The following is a 19785-nucleotide window of genomic DNA, read 5'->3' as shown; positions in this document are numbered from 1 at the left end:
ATTAGATGAAAAATGTTTTTATAATCCTGATTACTTTCTTCGGGATGGCTTCTTATGGTCAAATTCAAAAAGGTAAAGTAGTGGATATGGATGGAAAACCAATAGAAAATGCCTATCTGATTAATACAACTACCGAAACTCATGCACATACGGACGAATTTGGAATGTTTTCGATAGACAAGACTGTTGTAGGAAGTGCGTTAAAAGTAACTGCTTTGGGTTATAAAAAAATGAATTTTTCTGTCACTTCATCCGAAAGTATAATTAATCTGGAAGACGATAGTTTTCGTTTGAATGAAGTCGTTATTCAGGCAAAGCTTTCGGCAATGAATGTGATTTCAAAAATAGATTTGCAGGCGACTCCGGTAAATTCTTCTCAAGAAATTTTGCGAAAAGTACCCGGATTATTCATTGGTCAACATGCCGGTGGAGGTAAAGCGGAGCAAATTTTCTTGAGAGGTTTTGATATCGATCACGGTACTGATATTGCGATTTCAGTGGATGGAATGCCGGTAAATATGGTTTCTCACGCACATGGTCAAGGTTACGCCGATTTGCATTTTGTAATTCCAGAAACGGTAGAGAAAATAGATTTCGGGAAAGGAACCTATTATGCCAATAAAGGGGATTTTGCAACCGCAGGTTATGTTGCTTTCCAAACGAAAGATAAACTAGAAAAAAGTAGTATCGGACTTGAAATTGGACAATTTAATACGTTGAGAACGGTAGGGTTATTTAATCTTTTGGGTAACCAAAAAAAGCAGAGCGCTTATATTGCCACTGAATATATTTTGACAGACGGGCCATTTGATTCGCCTCAAAATTTTAATCGAATCAATTTATTGGGAAAATATTCAGCGATATTGGATGATAATTCCAAATTTTCAATTTCAGCCTCTCGTTTTTCCAGTAAGTGGGATGCTTCTGGACAAATACCACAACGATTGGTTGATAATGGAACGATTTCACGATTTGGATCTGTCGATGATACTGAAGGAGGGAAAACCTCTAGAACTAATTTTAATGCGAGTATGAGTAAACCAATTAACGAAAACACATTCTTGAAAGTCAACGCTTTTTACTCTAAATATGAATTTGAATTGTATTCTAATTTTACTTTTTTTCTAAATGATCCTATCAATGGCGACCAAATTAGACAAAAAGAAAATAGAAATATTTATGGAATGAATGCCGAGTTGAATAAAAAAATGAAGCTGAATGATTTAGATATAACGTTTCAATATGGTGTTGGTTTTCGGGCTGATGCCACTACAGATACAGAGCTTTCGCATACTTTAAACAGAAGAACGGTTCTTGAGCATATAAAATTAGGTGATATTGATCAATCTAATTTGTTCAGTTATATAAATTCCGAAATAAACCTTGGAAAACTAATAATCAATCCTGCCGTTCGCTTGGATTATTTCAAATTCAATTACCAAGATAAATTGACAACTGATTATAAAACACAGTCGGAAAGCAAAGTCAAAATTTCTCCAAAGTTGAATTTTATATATACCGAAAATAACAATTTACAGTTTTTTATAAAATCAGGGATGGGTTTTCATTCTAATGACACTAGAGTTGTAGTTCAAAACAGCGGTAAGCAGGTTTTACCCACGGCAATAGGAACGGATATTGGAACTATTTGGAAGCCATTTCCTAAGTTAATTGTGAATTCCGCTTTATGGTATTTGTATTTGGAACAAGAGTTTGTGTATGTAGGCGATGCCGGAATTATTGAGCCAAGCGGGAAATCAAAACGTATGGGTGTTGATTTAGGGTTGCGTTATCAATTGAATGATTGGTTTTATTTAGATACTGATGCAAATTATACGTATGCCAGAAGCATGGATGCTCCAGAAGGTCAGGATTACATACCACTAGCACCGGATTTTACATCAACAGGCGGTTTAAGTTTCCAGAAATTAAATGGTTTTTCAGGCGGAATTCATTATCGCTATTTAAAAAGTCGTCCGGCTAATGAGGATAATTCTATAGTTGCAAAAGGCTATTTTGTATCAGATTTTAATATCAATTATCAATATAAAAAAATAACGATTGGAATGTCTATCGATAATTTGTTTAATACCAAATGGAACGAAACTCAATTTGCGACTGAATCAAGATTGCAAAATGAAACTTCAAGCGTGGAAGAAATTCATTTTACACCGGGAACTCCATTTTTTATGAAAGGAAAAATTACGTATACGTTTTAATTACAGAATTAGTTTGTTGTTTATTTGTTTGGAAGCTTAGCGTTGATGTTTGTCGCTAAGCTTCCTTTTTTATTTAACTTCTGTTTAACCAAAATAAATTTTAATGAGACAAATAAATGTTTAATTTTATAAAAAATATAATTATGAAAAATGTATTATTGATTGCCAGCTGTGCTTTATTATTGTTCAGCTGTAAAAATCAGGCAAAACTTCAAAAATCTGAAACCAAAATGAGTACACCACTAGTAGCTAAAGAAACTATTTATCAGTTCAAAGTTGAAGATTTATCAGGAAAAAGTTTTGATTTTGCTTCTTTAAAAGGAAAAAAAATCATGATTGTAAATACCGCTTCAAAATGTGGATTGACGCCACAGTACAAAGATCTTGAAGCAGTTTATAAAGAATACAAAGACAAAGGATTGGTGATTGTGGGTTTTCCGGCGAATAATTTTGCGTCACAAGAGCCAGGAACGAATGAAGAAATTGCTAGTTTTTGTCAATTGAATTATGGAGTGACTTTTCCTATGATGGACAAAGTTTCTGTAAACGGAAATGATATGGCTGCCATCTATCAGTTTTTGACTCAAAAATCTAAAAACGGATTGCAAGATTCAACTGTGGAATGGAATTTTCAAAAATACCTGATTAACGAAAAAGGAGAATTGGAAAAAGTGATTGCACCAAGAACATTAGTAACAGATCCTGAAGTGATAAACTGGATTAAAGCATAATTTACTACCGCTAATTTGCTAATTTTTTGAAAGTAAACAATCTAAATGAGATTCTCAGTCAAATGAGACTCTCATTTTTTTTACAGATTAAGTAAGAATTGAATACATTCCAAATTATAACCAATAAGAAATTAAGTATCCTTGGAACTTATTGCTTAATTATTCTTAATTTCTTAATGGTTTATTTTTCTCTTTAGAATTTTTCGTTTTTGAAAATCTCCACAACTGCCGCTTCATAATTCCGAATACTTTGCGCTTTTTTTATTTTTTTCAAAACCTTATGAGGATTTGAAAATGTAGCCGAAAAGTATTCCCATAAATGATACATTTTTAATAAAATATGTGTCGAACCAGAAAGGGATTCACTATAAATAGCATACAAAGTATCGTGAAACGCACTGAATAATTCCATTTTGTCGGTTGGATATTCCGTTGTGTTATTCTTTATCATACTCGGTAAAAATGGATCCGAAATTAATCCTCGGCCAATCATCCAGTGGTCTATAGAAGGAAAACGTGCTTGCATTTCCTGAAACTTAGCCACTGAAGTGATATCTCCATTGTAATACAGTTTGTGCTTGGTATTATCAATGCATAGTTGGAACGCATCTAAGTTTACACCACCTTTATAAAGTTGTTTCCCAATGCGCGCGTGTATGGCAATATTTTTAATTGGATAGGTATCTAAAATAGGCAAAACATCAAGAATTTCTTCACTGTTTTCATATCCCAAACGCATTTTCATAGACACAATAATATCCGATTCTGTGTGGGCTCTATGAAGGATATGGTTGATTTTTTCCGGATTACTGATCAAGCCGGAACCCATACCAGATTTTGTAACCATAGGATAAGGACACCCTAAATTCCAGTTTAATTCCTTGTAACCCAATTCTCGAACATACTTAGCCACAAATAAAAATTCATCAGCATCATTTGTTATTACTTGTGGAATGATCTCTAAATCAAGATTATTTTCAGGAAGTAGATCTCGTTCATAAGAAGGTTTAATAACCATTTTTCCGTTCAACCGAATGTATGGCGAGTAAAAAGTATCAATTCCGCCAAAAAGTTTGTTTTGCGCATTTCTAAAACGAAAGTCAGTAAATCCCTGTAAAGGCGATGAAAGTAAGGTATAGTCCATGAAATTTTTAGTTGTGCAAATATACTATAAAGTCGCAAGTCTTAAAGTTATAAAGTTTTTAAAGTCAAACATATTATAAAAGACGAACCAAATTGTAGTACAAATTCACTTATTCTAAAATCAACTGCATAAAAACCAAATCAAGCCAATGATCAAATTTGTAGCCTACTTCTCGAATAGTGCCCACCACTTTAAAACCAAATTTTTCATGAAAAGTAATACTTCCTGAATTATCAGCATCAACTGCGCCAATCATAACATGATATCCTTGCTCTTTTGCCAATTGAATGAGTTCGGCTAATAGTAGTTTTCCAATACCTTTTCCTATAAATTCTTGTGCAACATAAACGGAATGTTCGATGGTGTATTGATAACCATTTTTTTCTCTAAAAGTACCATAGGTAGCATATCCAATAGTCCCGTTTTCAAATTCAGCGACAATTACTGGCTGATTTTTCTTCATTTTTTCTTCAAACCACGATTTTTGTGTTTCAAAATCGTGCGGCTCATAATCATAATTAGAGGTGCTGTGAAGTATTTGATGATTCACAATTTCCAATATTGTATCTATATCAGCAAAAACGGCCGGTCTTATTTTAATTTCCATTATAAAAGATTTTACTCCAAAATTAAGAAAAATCAACTGAAACTACCGGAAAAAGAGTTACAACTTTGTAACTTTGTAATCAGAAAAACAGACAAATGATTTACCCCAAAATACCTTTAGCACAAAGCATTATTCAGATTTGTTTAGCCAAAGGAATCACCACCATCATAATTTCTCCGGGTTCACGAAATGCTCCCTTGACAATAGGTTTTGTAAACAATCCCGCTTTTCAATGCTACAGTATTGCCGATGAGCGTTGTGCCGCTTTTTTTGCACTCGGAATTGCACAACAAACCAAACAACCCGTGGCTTTGGTTTGTACATCTGGTTCTGCATTACTGAATTATTATCCTGCTTTTGCAGAAGCATTTTACAGCCAAATCCCTTTGATTGTGATTTCTGCAGATAGACCGCAAAGCAAGATAGATATTGGTGATGGGCAAACGATTCGTCAGGAAGATGTATTTGCCAACCATTCGTTGTATAATGCCAATTTAAACGAAGCCGTCTCCAAAGAAAATGATTATAAAATAAACCAAGCGATTGATATTGCTTTGAATAAAAAGGGACCGGTTCACATCAATGCACCTTTTGAAGAGCCTTTATACGAAACGGTTTCAGAACTTTCTATCGATATAATGGTGAATGCTTTTGCAAATTTAAATCCAATGCCTGCAATTGAAGATTTATCTGAATTTGTCAAAATTTGGAATAATTCAACTCGAAAAATGATTTTAGTTGGCGTGAATGAACCCGATGAAATTAGTGATAAAACACTTAATTTTCTAGCGGAAGACGAGTCAGTGTTGGTGATGACAGAAACCACATCCAATTTACATCATCCTTCTTTTATAAATAATATTGATACGATAATTACGCCTTTCACTAATGATGATTTTGAGACTTTTCGTCCGGAAATACTGGTGACTTTTGGTGGAATGATCGTTTCTAAACGTATCAAAGCTTTTTTGCGAAAGTACAAACCCCAACACCATTGGCACATTGATACTTTGAGAGCATATGACACTTTTGGAGCATTGACAAAGCATTTTAATGTTAATCCGAATTCTTTCTTTGAAGCTTTTTTACCTTTGACAAAAGGAATAAAAAGTGATTATTTCAGTAAAATGGATGCCGTAAATAAGTTGCGTAAAGAGAAACATGAAATTTATTTGTCCAAAATTCCTTTTTCAGATTTTGTGGTTTTTGAAAAGGTAATTAAAAGCTTACCTAAAAATAGTCATTTGCAAATTAGTAACAGCTCTGCCATTCGCTATGCCCAATTAATCGATATTGATCCTTCCATTGAAGTGTATTGCAATCGCGGTACCAGCGGAATAGATGGAAGTACCTCGACCGCTATTGGTGCGGCTGTCGCCAATGAAAAACAAACTATTTTCATCACTGGAGATATTGGTTTTTTATATGACAGCAATGCACTTTGGAACCAATACATTCCAAAGAATTTCAAGATTATTTTGATTAATAATGGGGGCGGCGGAATTTTTAGGATTTTGCCTGGGCATGAAGAAACTCCTGTTTTTAATACTTTTTTCGAAACTTCTCATTGCTTGACTGCCGAACATTTGTCAAAAATGTATGGTTTTGATTATTCTATTGCAAGTAATGAAGCAAGTCTGGCAAAGGGTTTAAATGCTTTGTATAGTCATAATGAGAAACCAAATATTTTGGAGATTTTTACGCCTACATTACAAAACGATAGTATTTTGTTGCAGTATTTTAAAGAATTGGTTTAGTTTTTTTTAAATATTTGTTAAAAGATATGATTAATTGTTTAAATTTGAGAGAGTTATAAAAAAAATAATCAAATATTAAACTTTTATTTATGAGTGCAAGAGATGAATTAATTGTGAAGTATGCTGCCGATTTGAAAGACAAATGCGGTGTTAGTCCAAACATGGATTTATTGACTAAAGTAACTATTGGCTGCGGTCCCTCCATTTACAATGCCGATTCAGCGACTGTTGCCGGAAGCCAACAATCAGAACTGGATACAGTTAAAAATAATTTTCTAATCAAGAAGTTAGGACTTGCTGATGGAACTAATTTAGATGCTGGAATTGATGCTGTGATGGAAAAATATGGTCGTTCCAACAAAAATAAATATAGAGCAGTGATTTATTATTTATTGACAGTTCACTTTAAAAAAGAGAGTGTTTATAATTAATCCCACATCATAAAAATAGAAAAGCGTTCGCCTAGGCGAACGCTTTTTTTATGGACTAGTTTTTTTGTTAGCGAATTGGCAAAGGGAAAACCGGTAAACTGGAATGTCCTAATTCATCAGTTGATTGTATGGCGAAGAAATAATTGTCTTTAGAATAAGGGATTTCGGCTTTTATATCTTTAACAAAAATTGTTTTTTCCCAATGTGAGGCTGCTGTTTCTCTGATAAGAATGTTATAACCATAGACTGCTTTCCCCTCTGGAGCTGTCCAAACTAAAACTGAAGAATTAGTAAGTTCTTTCACTTCGATTCCTGCGTTTGCTGGAGCTTTTGGTGACCACGCTAAATTAGTGAAAGTAGCCAAGTTCGAACATGTTATTTTTCTCAAATAATCAAAATCCATGAATTCAGGAAGATCACCGTATTTTATGTTATTTTCTGTTCTCAGATTTTGATGTTGTTGATTGTAATTTTCATTCCTTTCACAAAAACGAATAGCAGTAAATCCATTTTGACTAAAAGGAGTGTGATCGCCTCCACGTAAAAATCGGTCATTTCTGTATACTAAATTTATGTCTAATTGGTCCACGTATTGATTGGTAATTGTTTTGATGTAACGGGCTAGTTGTCTTGAAGGACTGTCGTTATCGCGGTTTGTAGCTTTGCGCATTTTAGCTTCGGATTCCGTTTCCAGATAAGGAATTGTTTCGCTGAAAACGCGAACTTTAGTATTGTCTCTTAAATTGGTACCGCTAGATAAGCTATTGCCAATCATATCGTTGTTGATCATCGCAATAACATTCCACTTGGATTCTTTAGCAATATCGGCTAAATGTTTGGCACCATATAATCCTTGTTCTTCTCCTGTTACTGCCACGAAAATTAAGGTAAAAGGAAATTCTCTTTTGCTCATAATTCTTGTTAGTTCCATCATTGCGGCTACTCCTGAAGCATCGTCATTAGCACCGGGAGCATCAGATTTAGCGTCCATAACATCAGTAGCACGGGAATCCAAATGTCCACTTATGATTAATACTCGATCGTCAGTTGGGTCAGTACCTTTTAATGTTGCCATTACATTGCCAAGTTGGCTGTCGATTGCAATTCGCTTTCCGTCGGCTTTAATCATGAAATAATCGATGGTCGAGGAAAGCCTCCCGCCAGATTCTAAAGCATATTTATCAAATTCAGATTTTACCCAGCGTTGTGCCGCGCCAATACCTCTAGTGTTGCTTTTGGTGTCGCTTAAAGTATGTCGGGTTCCAAAAGAAGCTAATTTGCGAATCGTTGCTTCCAGATTTTCCGCTTTTACTTCGGTAACCATTTTTTTTATTACCGGATCATTTAGTGTGATTTGAGCGTAAGTTGTAGCAGATAATAATAAGAGTAGGAATAAATAGAGAATTGAGGTTGGTTTCATTAATAGGTTTTTAGTTTGTTTCAAAGTTAGTAAAAAAGAAAAGAAATTGTGAGCGAATTTGAATTTTAGGATTTGTTCATTCTTAGAAGATTCAATATTTTCAAAGTTCATCATTCTAAAAAAACAAAACGTTCTAATCTAGCCCCGATGGGAGCGAGTATCCTTTTGTGTTTGCCTTTTTGCAAATGCAAAAGATACTGCGGAGAGCGGGACAACTCGTGAAAAATAACGGGAATTTGTGCTCCTAAGAAAGAATAATTAGGCGGATTTAAGCTTTATTTTTTTGTGGAACGTTTCTTAATTTACTATTTTCAAACTTCGTACCTTTGCACCTTAGAAATTAGAAGAAAATGATTGAAATAGGAAAATACAATACATTAACCATATTACGTGACACTAAAGTTGGATTGTTTTTGGGTACACCAGAAACGGATCCTGAAGGAATTCACGACATACTTTTACCCAATAAATACGTGCCAAACGAATTTGAAATAGGCGAGGAGCTTATTGTTTTTGTGTATTTGGATCACGAAGAAAGACCCGTTGCCACTACTTTGGAACCTTATATATTGTTAAATGAATTTGCACTTTTGCGTGTGAATTATATCAATCAAATTGGTGCTTTTATGGATTGGGGAATGGAAAAAGACATTCTGGTTCCGTTTAAAGAGCAGGCACGTCCTATGGAAAAAGGAAAACGTTACTTGGTTTACTTATATATGGACGAAAAAACCAATCGTTTGGTGGCTTCAAGTAAATTGAATCAGTTTTTAAAAAATGATCACTTAACGGTTGAAAAAGGGGAAGAAGTAGATTTAATCGTTTCCCATATCACTGAATTAGGAATTAACGTTATCATCAACGAGAAGCACAAAGGATTGTTGTATAAAGATGAAGTTTATGATGATGCGATTCGTACCGGTGATAGAATGCGAGGTTATATAAAAACGATTCGTCCTGATAATAAAATTGATGTGGCATTGCAGGTTCAGGGGTATCAAAGTATCGAACCCAACGCAGAGAAAATTCTGGATGAATTGCGAGCCAGTAGAGGTTTCTTGCGTTTAACGGATAATTCACATCCTGAAGACATTAAAACGGTTCTCAAAATGAGTAAGAAAACTTTCAAGAAGGCTATAGGCGCTTTGTACAGGGAGAAATTAATCGAGATTAAGGAAGACGGAATCTACTTAATTAAGGAATAAAAAAAAGAAAGACTAATCGAAAACGGTTAGTCTTTCTCTTTTTACTATTGTTTCAAAAATTTTAAATCAATGGTAAAATAATCTAAATTTCATTATTAAAGTATTTATTCACTTGTACTCTTATATAGTATGTTGAGTACTATTTTTTAAAATATTGAATAAAGTTCCATTTGCTTTAATAAATTAGGGTTTGTCTTTAAATGTCCAAACATTTACTTTGTAGCATATATTCAATTTTACATTAAAGCCGTTGGTTTTGTATCTTTCAAAAGATTATTTCTCGTAACAATTTTGTCGGTGCTCAACTTTAGTGATGAGCGAGAAAGGTAATCTGTGTTTTAACCGTAGGAGTAAATTTCTATTTCTTTGCTATTGGGGAAAATGGTTTTCTAAATTGCTCGTTTGTCGAGGTTTTTAAAATATTTTTATAAGTTATTACCGTAGAAAAAGGAGCGACAAAAATTTTAATTGTGTCCAAAAAGTCGTTTTTTAGGTTAATAATTCAGTGAAAAAAAATGCTAAATCAAACTAAAATAATCCGTACAACATTGATTAGCAATGATTAAAATTAATAATTATTTTAATTAGCGACTAATTTGGCTAGCTATTATTTTGATTTTTTAACATTTTAGTCGCTTTTCATCAGAGAATGAGTACCATGACCTTATCCGAAATAGAATAGATATAATGCAAAAAATAATTTAATTTTACGCTAAATAATTTAAATTGCTTGAAATGGATTGGATCACTGTCAAAGAATACGAAGATATCACCTATAAAAAATGCAATGGCGTTGCTAGAATAGCTTTCAACAGGCCAGATGTGCGCAATGCTTTTCGTCCAAAAACAACCGCGGAACTATATAATGCTTTTTACGATGCTCAGGAAGACACTTCAATTGGAGTCGTTTTACTATCTGCCGAAGGACCTTCGTCTAAAGATGGAGTATATTCTTTTTGTAGCGGTGGCGATCAAAACGCACGCGGGCATCAAGGATATGTGGGTGAAGACGGGCAACATCGTTTGAATATTTTAGAAGTACAACGATTGATTCGTTTTATGCCAAAAGTGGTCATTGCCGTTGTTCCAGGTTGGGCTGTGGGTGGCGGACATAGTTTGCACGTAGTATGCGATTTGACTTTGGCGAGTAAAGAACATGCCATTTTCAAACAAACCGATGCAGATGTTACGAGTTTCGATGGAGGTTACGGATCTGCTTATTTAGCCAAAATGGTGGGACAGAAAAAAGCAAGAGAAATTTTCTTCTTGGGACGCAATTATTCGGCTCAAGAGGCGATGGATATGGGAATGGTAAATGCTGTGATTCCGCACGCTGAATTAGAAGATACCGCTTTCGAATGGGCACAGGAAATTTTGCAAAAATCGCCAATGGCTATTAAAATGCTAAAATTCGCAATGAATCTTACCGATGATGGTATGGTGGGTCAACAGGTTTTTGCCGGCGAAGCTACACGATTGGCGTATATGACCGAAGAAGCAAAAGAGGGTAGAAATGCATTTTTGGAGAAAAGAAAACCGAATTTCGAGAAAAAATGGTTGCCTTAAGTACGTGGTCAGTTTTCAGGTTCAAAAAAATCAAATAAAAACCTTGTCCCTTAGTGCCTACGTGGCATAAAAAAAATTAAATGGAAAATTTTACAAACGAAACCATAGATACGAGTGAGCTACCAAAATTTGAGGAAGTTCAGTTTACGGCTTTACATCCAAATTATTGGAAAGTGACTATGATAAATTGTATCATTTTAATTTTGTTTTTATCTTTCGGAGTAACTTCTGGGTTAATTTTTATCGAAGAATTATCAGGTTTTGAATTGCCATTTATCATTTTGACGATTGTAATAATAGGTTTGATTTTGTTATTTTCCCGTATTGCTTTCCGCAAAAAAGGTTTTGCTTTTAGAAACCACGATGTGCTTTTTAGACATGGTATTATTGCATCAAATACGATTGTAATTCCCTATAATAGAATCCAACACGTGGCTTTGCATGAAGGATTGGTTTCGCGCTATTTTGGCTTAGCCAAAATTGAAATCTTTACCGCCGGAGGAAGTTCCAGTGACATTGAAATCCCAGGAATCGAAAAAGAACAAGCTGAAAAAATCAAACAGTTATTGATGGGTAAAATACAAAAGCAACTTCAATGAGTACCGATTTTAGTCAGCCACAAAGACAATCTGTTGTTGGGATTTTGGTCATGTTTTTTTATACACTTCAGCAATACGCACGAGCGCTATGGCCCATTATTGTAATTTGGCTATTCAAGTTTGATGAAGTTAACAAAGTGTATCTATCGCTAGGTACGATAATCCTTTTTATTAGTATCGCAGTTGTTTCTTATTTGAAATATTTGAATTTCACTTTCTTTTTAGATACCGAAAACGAAGAGTTTGTAATCACCGAAGGTGTGTTCAATAAAACTAAAACGGCAATCCAACTTCATAAAATCCAACAAGTAAATATAAATCAGTCTTTTATCCAACGGTTAATTGGTGTTTACGAGCTCGATGTAGATACAGCCGGAACCAATAAAAAAGAAGGCGCAATTAAAGCGATTTCTCATGAATTGGCTTTGGAGCTAAAATCTCGTTTATTAGAAAATGAAGTAAAAAAGGTTGATAGTGAAACTACAGAATTAGAATTAGAAACATCAAAAGAACAGCCACTCGAAGCGGAACATCCTTTTATAAAAATAAGCTTTTTAAGCTTGTTGAAAGTTGGAATTACTTCTAATTACGGACGAAGTATTTCGTTATTACTGGTATTTTTTATCACAGTTTCGGATTATATTCAAAAAATTACTGGAAGAGATGTTTGGCAAGACGAAAATATTGATAATTATATTGATAAGAATTTTATCATTCAAACGGTTCTAATTCTTATTCTATTGTTGCTTGCGACTGTTTTAATCATAAATTTGGTTCGGATTATTTTTAGATATTTTGATTATAAAATCACCAGACAAAAAGGGTCACTGCTGCTTTCTTTTGGATTATTAAATACAAAAAGTACTATTATAAAACCGGAAAAAGTCCAGATTACTACAGTTACGAGAAATTATTTCCAAAAGAAAATGAATATTTTGGAATTAAAAATCAGGCAGGCTACAAGTGGCGAAAAGGAAGAACGCAAATCAGCAATTGAAATTCCTGGTTGTAGTGAATCCGAAAGTAACGCAATACTAAAGTTGTTGTTTCAAAAAATACCGACAAAAGGAGTGATGTTAAAACCTAATTTTCGTAAGCTTGGCTTTGCTCTTTTTTTGTCAATAGGATTACCTTTGATTGGATTTTATTTTTTGCGGGATTATGTTATTTTGCAGGCGCCTTCAATAGATTATTTGGTACTGGTTTATGTTGTATTGGCAGGATTAGTTCAGTTCTTTAGATTCAAAAATAGCAGACTGTTTATCAATAATCATTTTATAATCAAGCAAAGTGGCGCGTGGGACATTAGTGATGAAATTATAGAACCAAGTAAAATTCAGGCGATTACGACGTCGCAACTTTTTTGGCATAAAAATTTAAACATAGGCTCCCTAACTTTACATACTGCAGGTGGTACAATTGCTTTTCAATTGGGTAATTTTGCAACAATTAAAAAATATGTCAACCTTTGGTTGTACGAAATAGAAACGTCCAATAGCAACTGGATGTAATTTTTTTAAAACAGTTTATAGTCGCAGTTTACAGTCTTGCAGACATCAAAGAGAAACTCTGTGCCTTAGCGCCTTCGTGGCAAAACAAAACGTATAAAAACTTAGCGCCCTCGTGGTAAAAAACATATTTTAAAACAAAATAAAATGAAACACTGGATTCAAGCCGCACGATTGCGAACATTACCATTATCAGTATCCGGAATTATAGTAGGAAGTATGTATGCATTGGCAAACCCAACAGATATTATACTCACTCCGACAGAAGTCTTCAATTGGAGGATCTTTGGTTTTGCCATTTTGACTACTCTAGGACTGCAAATACTGTCTAATTTTGCCAATGATTATGGCGATGGTATGAAAGGAACTGATAATGAAGATCGAGTAGGGCCAAAACGCGCCATACAAAGCGGTGTAATTTCGCCTGAAGCCATGAAACGTGCTATAATAATCACCTCATTATTGACGTTACTCGCTGCCATTTTATTGATTTATTATGCGTTTGCAGACACCAACATCTGGTATTCTTTATTTTTTTTAGCATTAGGAATTTTATCTATTGTTTCGGCAATTAGATATACGGTTGGGAATACGGCTTATGGATATCGTGGGTTTGGAGATCTGTTTGTCTTTGTGTTTTTTGGTTTAGTGAGTACTTTAGGCGTGAATTTTCTATATTCAAAACAACTGGATTTTGTGTTGTTTTTACCCGCAAGCGCCATCGGATTATTGAGTACGGGAGTTTTGAATTTGAACAATATGAGAGATGAAGCTTCGGACAGGAAATCAAATAAAAACACAATCGTCGTAAAAGTTGGCGGAGCCAAAGCTAAAAAATACCATTATTTCCTGATAATAACCGCAATGGTTTTGATAGTTGTTTTCTCATTACTAAGTCATTTTCATTTTGATCAATATATATATTTATTGGCATACATTCCTTTAACTAAGCATTTAATTACGGTTTATAAAAAGCAAGATTCTAGAGCATTAGATCCTGAATTAAAAAAATTAGCGTTAAGCACTTTTGCACTTTCGGTGTTGTTGGCCTTGTGTATGATTTTCTTTTTTTCGGATTTGATTGTTAATAATTCTTAGTCAAAAGTTAATTTCAATTGCAAAAGTCAATTTCAATTTCAAAAATTTATATTCATGAAAATAACATTCTACGGTCATGCCTCTTTGGGAATCGAAGTAAGTGGGAAACACATTTTGGTCGATCCTTATATTTCTGCTAATCCAAAAGCAGCACATATTGATATCAACACCTTAAAAGCCGATTTTATTTTGCTAACGCATGCACACGGCGACCATATTCTGGATGTCCAAGCCATTGCCCGCAGAACAAATGCGGTAATTGTATCCAATGCCGAGATAGCAGGACATTATTCCAAAAAAGGATTTCAATCCCATCCCATGAATCATGGAGGAAGCTGGAATTTCGACTTTGGAAAAGTAAAATATGTAAATGCAATTCATTCCAGTTCATTTCCTGATGGCAGTTATGGCGGAAATCCTGGCGGTTTTGTAATTGAAGGTGAACATAAAAATATCTATATTGCTGGGGATACAGCGCTGACTATGGATATGAAACTCATTCCAATGCGTACCAAACTTGATTTGGCTATTCTGCCTATCGGTGATAATTTTACGATGAATGTTGAAGACGCTATTATTGCTTCTGATTTTGTGATTTGTGACAAGATTTTAGGCTACCATTACGACACTTTTGGTTATATAGAAATCGATCATGAGGCTGCGATTCGTAAATTCTTCGATAAAGGAAAAGATTTAATGTTATTGGAGATAGGAAGTTCCATAGACTTGTAATTTTATTTTCGACAACAATTTAATAATATGGAGCTATTCCAGCTATCCGTTGCAATCTTTTTATTTTTAAAGAAAAAATAAAAAGGATTTCCACTGCTATCTGGGCTATGAAACCACGTTAATCAAGAACATGAATATTAAAAAAGTTTTTTTTCTACTATTTACAACGTTTGTATTTCAATCCGCTTTTTCACAAAAAGACGGCTATTGGGATAAAGATCGTGCCACTACCGAAGAAATTTCCGTTTCGGCAAGAGACAGAATTGTGATTAAAACCCAAGATTTCCCTGTTGGAACTACAGAAGTGGTGTACAGAATCACACTCTTGGATCAGAACCAACAAATGGCGGGTAGTTTGGTTTCGGTATTAAAAGCTATTCCGGATCCAACAGGTATCAGCCAAGGTTCTGCCGGAGCCGTTTTTATACTATCTAAAATTTCAGGAGATGATAAATGTAAATATGCAATTTTTTCAAAAGAAGAATTAGCTTCCAAATATAAAAAAGACGGAAAAACGGATGATGCGTGTTTAGTTCAGGATACACCAGTTAGTAAAGATGCTAAACGACTTTCTACAGAGAAATCGGCCTGTATGACATCGAATTCTGGAAATTTATGGTTTGGTTTCGAAAGCAAGAATTGGATCATGAATCAGAAAATCATTCTTGAAGTAGTGCCGTGGGTTGACCTTAAACTCAGCCGAGGTTGGAGTGCTGAAAACAGAAAGACTATTATTGATCAATGTAAGACATCAAATTTGGCTCAAAAAATGACCAATTCAGATGATTTCTGTGTTTGTATTTTGGATAAAATACAGACAAAATATAAGTTTAAGGAATTTCAAAAATTATTGGCCATCGAGCGTTCCAAAGCTTTTAAAGATTTTGGAAAAAAATGTTTTGATGAAACAGGAGCTTCTAAAATTGTTTACAGCAGTTTGCGTAAACAAGCTACTGATTTGGCAAAACAAGAGTTGTATGGAGCTGCTATAGCGAAATTAAACACAATAATTAATGATGGCAAAGCAACTGCTTTGGATTATAATGCAATAGGAAACAGTTACATTCTAACGAAACAATACGGGAAAGCCATTAAATTCCTCAAAGAAGGTGAGAAACTTGATGATTCGGAATTATTGATAAAACTGAATCTCGCGCATGCTTATTTATTAAACAAAAACTATTCATCTGCCAAAGCGATTTACAAAGAATATCAAGCGCAAAACGTAACGGATAGTTTGAGCTGGGCTGAAAAAGTAAGACAAGACTTTGAGACATTCAAAAAATCAGGAATTCAGAATGATGATTTTAAAAGAGTTTTGAAGTTGATGGAAAAGTAGTTTGACTTTTTTTAAAACTTATAGCTCTTCTATGTTTAAAAGAAGCGGTTAATTTGTTTTACCTTTTAAGTAATTTAAGGGCATTTAATTTTTGAAAAAATTAATTAGATACAAGTTTACCAGATTAAAAGAATTCATAATTTATAATTCATAACTTTTTGAAAGCAACTTATCACAAATACATTCTTAATTTCAAACGACCTTCGGGAACTTCTCGCGGTGTGATGAATGAAAAAGAAACTTGGTTTATTATTTTGGAACAACAGGATAAAAAAGGGATAGGCGAGTGCGGAATTCTTCGTGGATTGAGTATCGATGACCGACCGGATTATGAAGAAAAATTGCAGTGGACTTGCGCTAATATTCACTTAGGAAAAGACGTGCTTTGGGAGTCTTTATTGGAGTTTCCATCGATACAATTTGGCATCGAAATGGCCTTTCAATCTTTGGCAAGTGAAACTCCTTTTTTGTTGTTTCCTTCGGACTTTACGAATGGCATAAAATCAATCCCAATTAATGGTTTGGTTTGGATGGGAACTGAGGCTTTTATGAAGCAACAAATCGAGGAAAAACTAGCGGATGGTTTTCATTGCATTAAACTTAAAATAGGAGCGATAGATTTTGATAAAGAATTACAATTATTACGATTTATTCGGGAACATTTCACTCCCGAACAAGTCGAAATAAGGGTCGATGCGAATGGTGCTTTTGATTTAAATTCAGCTTTAGATAAATTGAATCAATTGTCTGAATTTAAAATGCATAGCATTGAACAACCGATACAAAAAAACCATACTGACAGGATGGCAGAGCTGTGCAAAACCACTCCTTTTCCAATTGCATTGGACGAAGAGCTGATTGGTGTGTTTACAGTGTCAGAAAAAGAGGAATTGCTAGTCAAAATAAAGCCCCAATACATCATTTTAAAGCCTAGTTTTGTGGGCGGTTTTCGTGGTACTCAGGAATGGATTTCATTGGCTGAAAAGCATAAAATCGGTTGGTGGATTACGTCTGCTTTGGAGAGTAATGTTGGTCTTAATGCTATTGCACAGTGGACCTTTTTACAGCACAATTTGATGCCTCAAGGATTAGGGACAGGAGCACTTTATACTAATAATTTTGACTGCCCATTAGCAGTTTCAAAGGGGCAATTGTGGTATGAAAAAGAGGTGAATTGGTCGTTTGATTTCAATTTGTAAAAAGTGTATTAAATTAGATTTTTGTATCTTCTCCATCACCCAGTAGTACCGATAGCGTTTTTAAACTAGGGGTACGATCCGCAATCAATTTTACGATGCTTATGAACGGAATGAAAAGAATCATTCCTGCTGCACCCCATAAAATGCCTCCTACAAGTATCATAATTATAATGACAAGTGTATTTATTTTTAACCGGCTTCCAACGGCAAAAGGGAATATTATGTAGGCTTCGAGTACTTGTGCAATAGAAAATACAAGTATAACTCCTAGAGGATACCAAATAGAATTGTAGGTTATCCAAGAAACTGTGATTGGTAAAAGTGACGATATCATAATCCCTACATAGGGTATAAATGTCAGTATCGAAGCGATAAAACCGAATAGAAAAGGATGTGGGATACCAATGATTGCCAATCCTACACTGTTTAAAATTCCAACTATTAGATACACTACTAACATCCCTTTGATAAAATTATAATAAGCGTGAATAGTTTCAACCAAAATTTCATGTATAACATTTTTTTTCTCCTTTGGGAAAATATGATATAGCGCTTTCGATAGAAGTTTACGGTGATATAGTATAAGAGCTGAAAAAACAGGAATCATTAAAAGATAAAAAAAGGATTCAGATAGGGAATAGGCGGTATTTCTTAGCAATGAAAAAGCTTCGGATCCGGAATTATCGATGGTAGTTTTAAGAAATCCTGCTTGTTTTTCGTCGCTTATACCAAAGCGTTCCGTTATAAAAATACTAATTTGAGTTACCGCATCTATAAGTTTACTTTTTAATAATTGCCATTCATTGAAGAATTCCATCAATTGTGCCACAAGTAGATAAATGATTGCACCAGCAAGAATTGTCACAAAAAACAAGGAAATACTAATAGATAATCCTTTATTTATTCCTTTTGTTTCCATCCATTTGCAAACTGGATAAAGAATAAAGCTAATAAGCAATGAAAAACTTAAAGGGATAAAAAGTGTTTTTCCAAAGTAAAGGAGCATAGACGCAAATACAATTAACTGAAGAATCTCTAAAACAGAAAATGTTTTTTTGGAAGTAATTAGAGTTGGTATATTTGGAAACGGTATCATACTTTTATCGTATATAACTTTTATTTCGTACCTATCAATTAATGCATTGCAGTATAAATGACAATGAGTATTAAAAGTACTAATAATTAATTATATCGACGTATTTATCCTTAGATATATAGTTGGGATATATTAAGACGTCAACAATCGTCGGTGATAATTTATTTGCCCTAAATGATAGGCTAGGTGTGTAGTTAAATGAATCAAAAAGAATTCAGTTGTCATTTTTGTTTCAAAGACTAAAAGCGGATATTCATTTTGTAGCATTTCATCCGTTAAAGAACGTAGTGCGTTGTCAATAATAGTTTTAGTTTCTTCAATTTTATTAAGTAATTCAGCTTTTGGAACATCGTTAAGCGAAAATTCAAGTGCTCTGTTTCTGACATAGTTTGTTTTTCCAAATTCAGCTCCAATATAGGTATTCAGATTTCCTATTAAGTGCAAACACAAATTTCCGGCTGAATTTGAAATTCCTTTTTGGACGCACCAAATGTCAGTTTCATTCTGATACAACTCAATTTCCTTTTTTAACTGATTTAAGTCTCTGTTAAAAAGGGTTCTTACTGTTTCAATGAGCATCTTTAGTTTCTTTATATTTCTTCAAAGACAATAGAGCTCGTTCTTGTATCTTTTTTTGAAAATAACCTGTCCATCCAAATAAATAACCGGTACTTCCTAATGCTTGCTTGGACCATTTCCATATGTCAAAATTATCAGTATGTTTAATAATTAAACCATCTTTAAATTGAAATTCGGACTTAATTAAATTCACAACTTTTCGATTCGTTTTGCTGAAGTTGTAAGTTGCAACCCACTTTGCGGAACCAAGATATTCAGTTGCTTTTACTTCATCAAATTCGATTTTTATTTCTCCTTTATTATTCTTAATTAACATTTTCCACATGTCGCATACATCATTTCCCTTTAATAAACCAAATGCAGGGTCTCGAAACTTTATATCATGATGGTAGCAGGTGCACATCGATTTAGCATCTGCATTTGCAAAAGCAGTATAAAATTTAATTAAAATTTTCTCGTTAGCGTTCATATTTGAATAAAAGTGAAGAGTAAAAATAGTAATTTTTTTGTTAAATTTTATCTTTTCAAATTTTATTCAATAAATTTTACTGTTTT

General features: G+C 33.9%; 18 protein-coding genes. 12 read left to right on the top strand and 6 right to left on the bottom strand.

Annotated elements, in window-relative coordinates; all coding sequences use genetic code 11:
• Positions 1–5 precede the first annotated feature (5 nt).
• Both H4V97_RS03210 and H4V97_RS03205 read left to right on the top strand, forming a co-directional pair.
• On the top strand, positions 6–2219 hold the full coding sequence (locus H4V97_RS03210) for a TonB-dependent receptor (RefSeq protein WP_209548887.1): 2214 nt from the start codon (positions 6–8) through the stop codon (positions 2217–2219).
• Between the two features lie 143 nt (positions 2220–2362).
• Entirely contained in the window at positions 2363–2950 is a 588-nt protein-coding gene (locus H4V97_RS03205; RefSeq protein ID WP_209548886.1) for a glutathione peroxidase, read from the top strand.
• Positions 2951–3143: 193 nt separating this feature from the next.
• Here H4V97_RS03205 and H4V97_RS03200 read toward each other — a convergent pair whose 3' ends face one another.
• Together H4V97_RS03200 and H4V97_RS03195 are read right to left on the bottom strand one after the other, a co-directional pair.
• On the bottom strand, positions 3144–4094 hold the full coding sequence (locus H4V97_RS03200) for a tRNA dihydrouridine synthase (RefSeq protein ID WP_209548885.1): 951 nt from the start codon (positions 4092–4094) through the stop codon (positions 3144–3146).
• A gap of 109 nt (positions 4095–4203) precedes the next feature.
• Positions 4204–4701 carry a GNAT family N-acetyltransferase gene (locus tag H4V97_RS03195; protein WP_209548884.1) on the bottom strand — a complete coding sequence of 166 codons (498 nt, stop codon included), beginning with the start codon at positions 4699–4701 and terminating at the stop codon, positions 4204–4206.
• Between the two features lie 95 nt (positions 4702–4796).
• Here H4V97_RS03195 and menD point away from each other — a divergent pair, with 95 nt between their 5' ends.
• Both menD and H4V97_RS03185 read left to right on the top strand, forming a co-directional pair.
• On the top strand, positions 4797–6458 hold the full coding sequence (gene menD, locus H4V97_RS03190) for a 2-succinyl-5-enolpyruvyl-6-hydroxy-3-cyclohexene-1-carboxylic-acid synthase (protein WP_209548883.1): 1662 nt from the start codon (positions 4797–4799) through the stop codon (positions 6456–6458).
• An 89-nt stretch (positions 6459–6547) separates the two neighbouring features.
• Positions 6548–6889, top strand: a complete 342-nt coding sequence (locus tag H4V97_RS03185) for a DUF2853 family protein (RefSeq protein ID WP_209548882.1) — start codon at positions 6548–6550, stop codon at positions 6887–6889.
• A gap of 67 nt (positions 6890–6956) precedes the next feature.
• On the opposite strand, the gene H4V97_RS03180 is transcribed toward H4V97_RS03185, so the two are convergent.
• Positions 6957–8309, bottom strand: coding sequence for a M20/M25/M40 family metallo-hydrolase (locus tag H4V97_RS03180; protein ID WP_196850988.1), 1353 nt, complete (start codon positions 8307–8309; stop codon positions 6957–6959).
• A 350-nt stretch (positions 8310–8659) separates the two neighbouring features.
• Here H4V97_RS03180 and H4V97_RS03175 point away from each other — a divergent pair, with 350 nt between their 5' ends.
• The 8 genes from H4V97_RS03175 (at position 8660) to H4V97_RS03140 (ending at position 17555) form a co-directional block, all read left to right on the top strand.
• Positions 8660–9514, top strand: coding sequence for a S1 RNA-binding domain-containing protein (locus H4V97_RS03175; protein ID WP_209548881.1), 855 nt, complete (start codon positions 8660–8662; stop codon positions 9512–9514).
• Positions 9515–10249: 735 nt separating this feature from the next.
• On the top strand, positions 10250–11080 hold the full coding sequence (locus tag H4V97_RS03170; protein WP_209548880.1) for a 1,4-dihydroxy-2-naphthoyl-CoA synthase: 831 nt from the start codon (positions 10250–10252) through the stop codon (positions 11078–11080).
• An 80-nt stretch (positions 11081–11160) separates the two neighbouring features.
• A complete protein-coding gene (locus tag H4V97_RS03165) occupies positions 11161–11679 on the top strand; it encodes a PH domain-containing protein (protein ID WP_209548879.1) in 519 nt (172 codons plus the stop codon).
• A complete protein-coding gene (locus H4V97_RS03160) occupies positions 11676–13190 on the top strand; it encodes a PH domain-containing protein (RefSeq protein WP_209548878.1) in 1515 nt (504 codons plus the stop codon). The genes H4V97_RS03165 and H4V97_RS03160 overlap by 4 nt, the downstream gene beginning before the upstream one ends.
• 144 nt (positions 13191–13334) lie before the next feature.
• Complete coding sequence (menA, locus tag H4V97_RS03155) at positions 13335–14285, top strand: 1,4-dihydroxy-2-naphthoate octaprenyltransferase (RefSeq protein WP_209548877.1); 951 nt, start codon at positions 13335–13337, stop codon at positions 14283–14285.
• Positions 14286–14339: 54 nt separating this feature from the next.
• Positions 14340–15017: a metal-dependent hydrolase gene (locus tag H4V97_RS03150; RefSeq protein WP_209548876.1), complete on the top strand. Its 678-nt coding sequence runs from the start codon at positions 14340–14342 to the stop codon at positions 15015–15017.
• 130 nt (positions 15018–15147) lie between these two features.
• A complete protein-coding gene (locus tag H4V97_RS03145; RefSeq protein WP_209548875.1) occupies positions 15148–16356 on the top strand; it encodes a tetratricopeptide repeat protein in 1209 nt (402 codons plus the stop codon).
• A 158-nt stretch (positions 16357–16514) separates the two neighbouring features.
• Positions 16515–17555 carry an o-succinylbenzoate synthase gene (locus H4V97_RS03140; protein ID WP_196850996.1) on the top strand — a complete coding sequence of 347 codons (1041 nt, stop codon included), beginning with the start codon at positions 16515–16517 and terminating at the stop codon, positions 17553–17555.
• Between the two features lie 13 nt (positions 17556–17568).
• Here H4V97_RS03140 and H4V97_RS03135 read toward each other — a convergent pair whose 3' ends face one another.
• The 3 genes from H4V97_RS03135 to H4V97_RS03125 all read right to left on the bottom strand — a co-directional run bounded on the left by H4V97_RS03135 (position 17569) and on the right by H4V97_RS03125 (position 19699).
• Positions 17569–18651, bottom strand: a complete 1083-nt coding sequence (locus H4V97_RS03135; RefSeq protein WP_209548874.1) for an AI-2E family transporter — start codon at positions 18649–18651, stop codon at positions 17569–17571.
• A gap of 132 nt (positions 18652–18783) precedes the next feature.
• A complete protein-coding gene (locus H4V97_RS03130; RefSeq protein WP_209548873.1) occupies positions 18784–19230 on the bottom strand; it encodes a DinB family protein in 447 nt (148 codons plus the stop codon).
• Positions 19220–19699 (bottom strand): nuclear transport factor 2 family protein, encoded by a 480-nt coding sequence (locus tag H4V97_RS03125; protein WP_209548872.1) that lies wholly within the window; start codon positions 19697–19699, stop codon positions 19220–19222. Before H4V97_RS03125 ends, H4V97_RS03130 begins: the two co-directional genes overlap by 11 nt.
• Positions 19700–19785: the final 86 nt, after the last annotated feature.

It is taken from the genome of Flavobacterium sp. CG_23.5 (assembly GCF_017875765.1).
Lineage (GTDB): Bacteria > Bacteroidota > Bacteroidia > Flavobacteriales > Flavobacteriaceae > Flavobacterium.
This window is presented reverse-complemented; position numbering and strand designations above follow the sequence as displayed.

Bases quoted from the DNA above. Each gene is read 5' to 3' on its own strand.
- H4V97_RS03170 (WP_209548880.1), top strand. From the start codon at position 10,250: ATGGATTGGATCACTGTCAAAGAATACGAAGATATCACCTATAAAAAA.
- H4V97_RS03205 (WP_209548886.1), top strand. From the start codon at position 2,363: ATGAAAAATGTATTATTGATTGCCAGCTGTGCTTTATTATTGTTCAGC.
- H4V97_RS03165 (WP_209548879.1), top strand. From the start codon at position 11,161: ATGGAAAATTTTACAAACGAAACCATAGATACGAGTGAGCTACCAAAA.
- H4V97_RS03210 (WP_209548887.1), top strand. From the start codon at position 6: ATGAAAAATGTTTTTATAATCCTGATTACTTTCTTCGGGATGGCTTCT.
- H4V97_RS03130 (WP_209548873.1), bottom strand. From the start codon at position 19,230: ATGCTCATTGAAACAGTAAGAACCCTTTTTAACAGAGACTTAAATCAG.
- H4V97_RS03125 (WP_209548872.1), bottom strand. From the start codon at position 19,699: ATGAACGCTAACGAGAAAATTTTAATTAAATTTTATACTGCTTTTGCA.
- H4V97_RS03160 (WP_209548878.1), top strand. From the start codon at position 11,676: ATGAGTACCGATTTTAGTCAGCCACAAAGACAATCTGTTGTTGGGATT.
- H4V97_RS03200 (WP_209548885.1), bottom strand. From the start codon at position 4,094: ATGGACTATACCTTACTTTCATCGCCTTTACAGGGATTTACTGACTTT.
- H4V97_RS03195 (WP_209548884.1), bottom strand. From the start codon at position 4,701: ATGGAAATTAAAATAAGACCGGCCGTTTTTGCTGATATAGATACAATA.
- H4V97_RS03150 (WP_209548876.1), top strand. From the start codon at position 14,340: ATGAAAATAACATTCTACGGTCATGCCTCTTTGGGAATCGAAGTAAGT.
- menD (WP_209548883.1), top strand. From the start codon at position 4,797: ATGATTTACCCCAAAATACCTTTAGCACAAAGCATTATTCAGATTTGT.
- H4V97_RS03175 (WP_209548881.1), top strand. From the start codon at position 8,660: ATGATTGAAATAGGAAAATACAATACATTAACCATATTACGTGACACT.
- H4V97_RS03180 (WP_196850988.1), bottom strand. From the start codon at position 8,309: ATGAAACCAACCTCAATTCTCTATTTATTCCTACTCTTATTATTATCT.
- H4V97_RS03135 (WP_209548874.1), bottom strand. From the start codon at position 18,651: ATGATACCGTTTCCAAATATACCAACTCTAATTACTTCCAAAAAAACA.
- menA (WP_209548877.1), top strand. From the start codon at position 13,335: ATGAAACACTGGATTCAAGCCGCACGATTGCGAACATTACCATTATCA.
- H4V97_RS03185 (WP_209548882.1), top strand. From the start codon at position 6,548: ATGAGTGCAAGAGATGAATTAATTGTGAAGTATGCTGCCGATTTGAAA.
- H4V97_RS03145 (WP_209548875.1), top strand. From the start codon at position 15,148: ATGAATATTAAAAAAGTTTTTTTTCTACTATTTACAACGTTTGTATTT.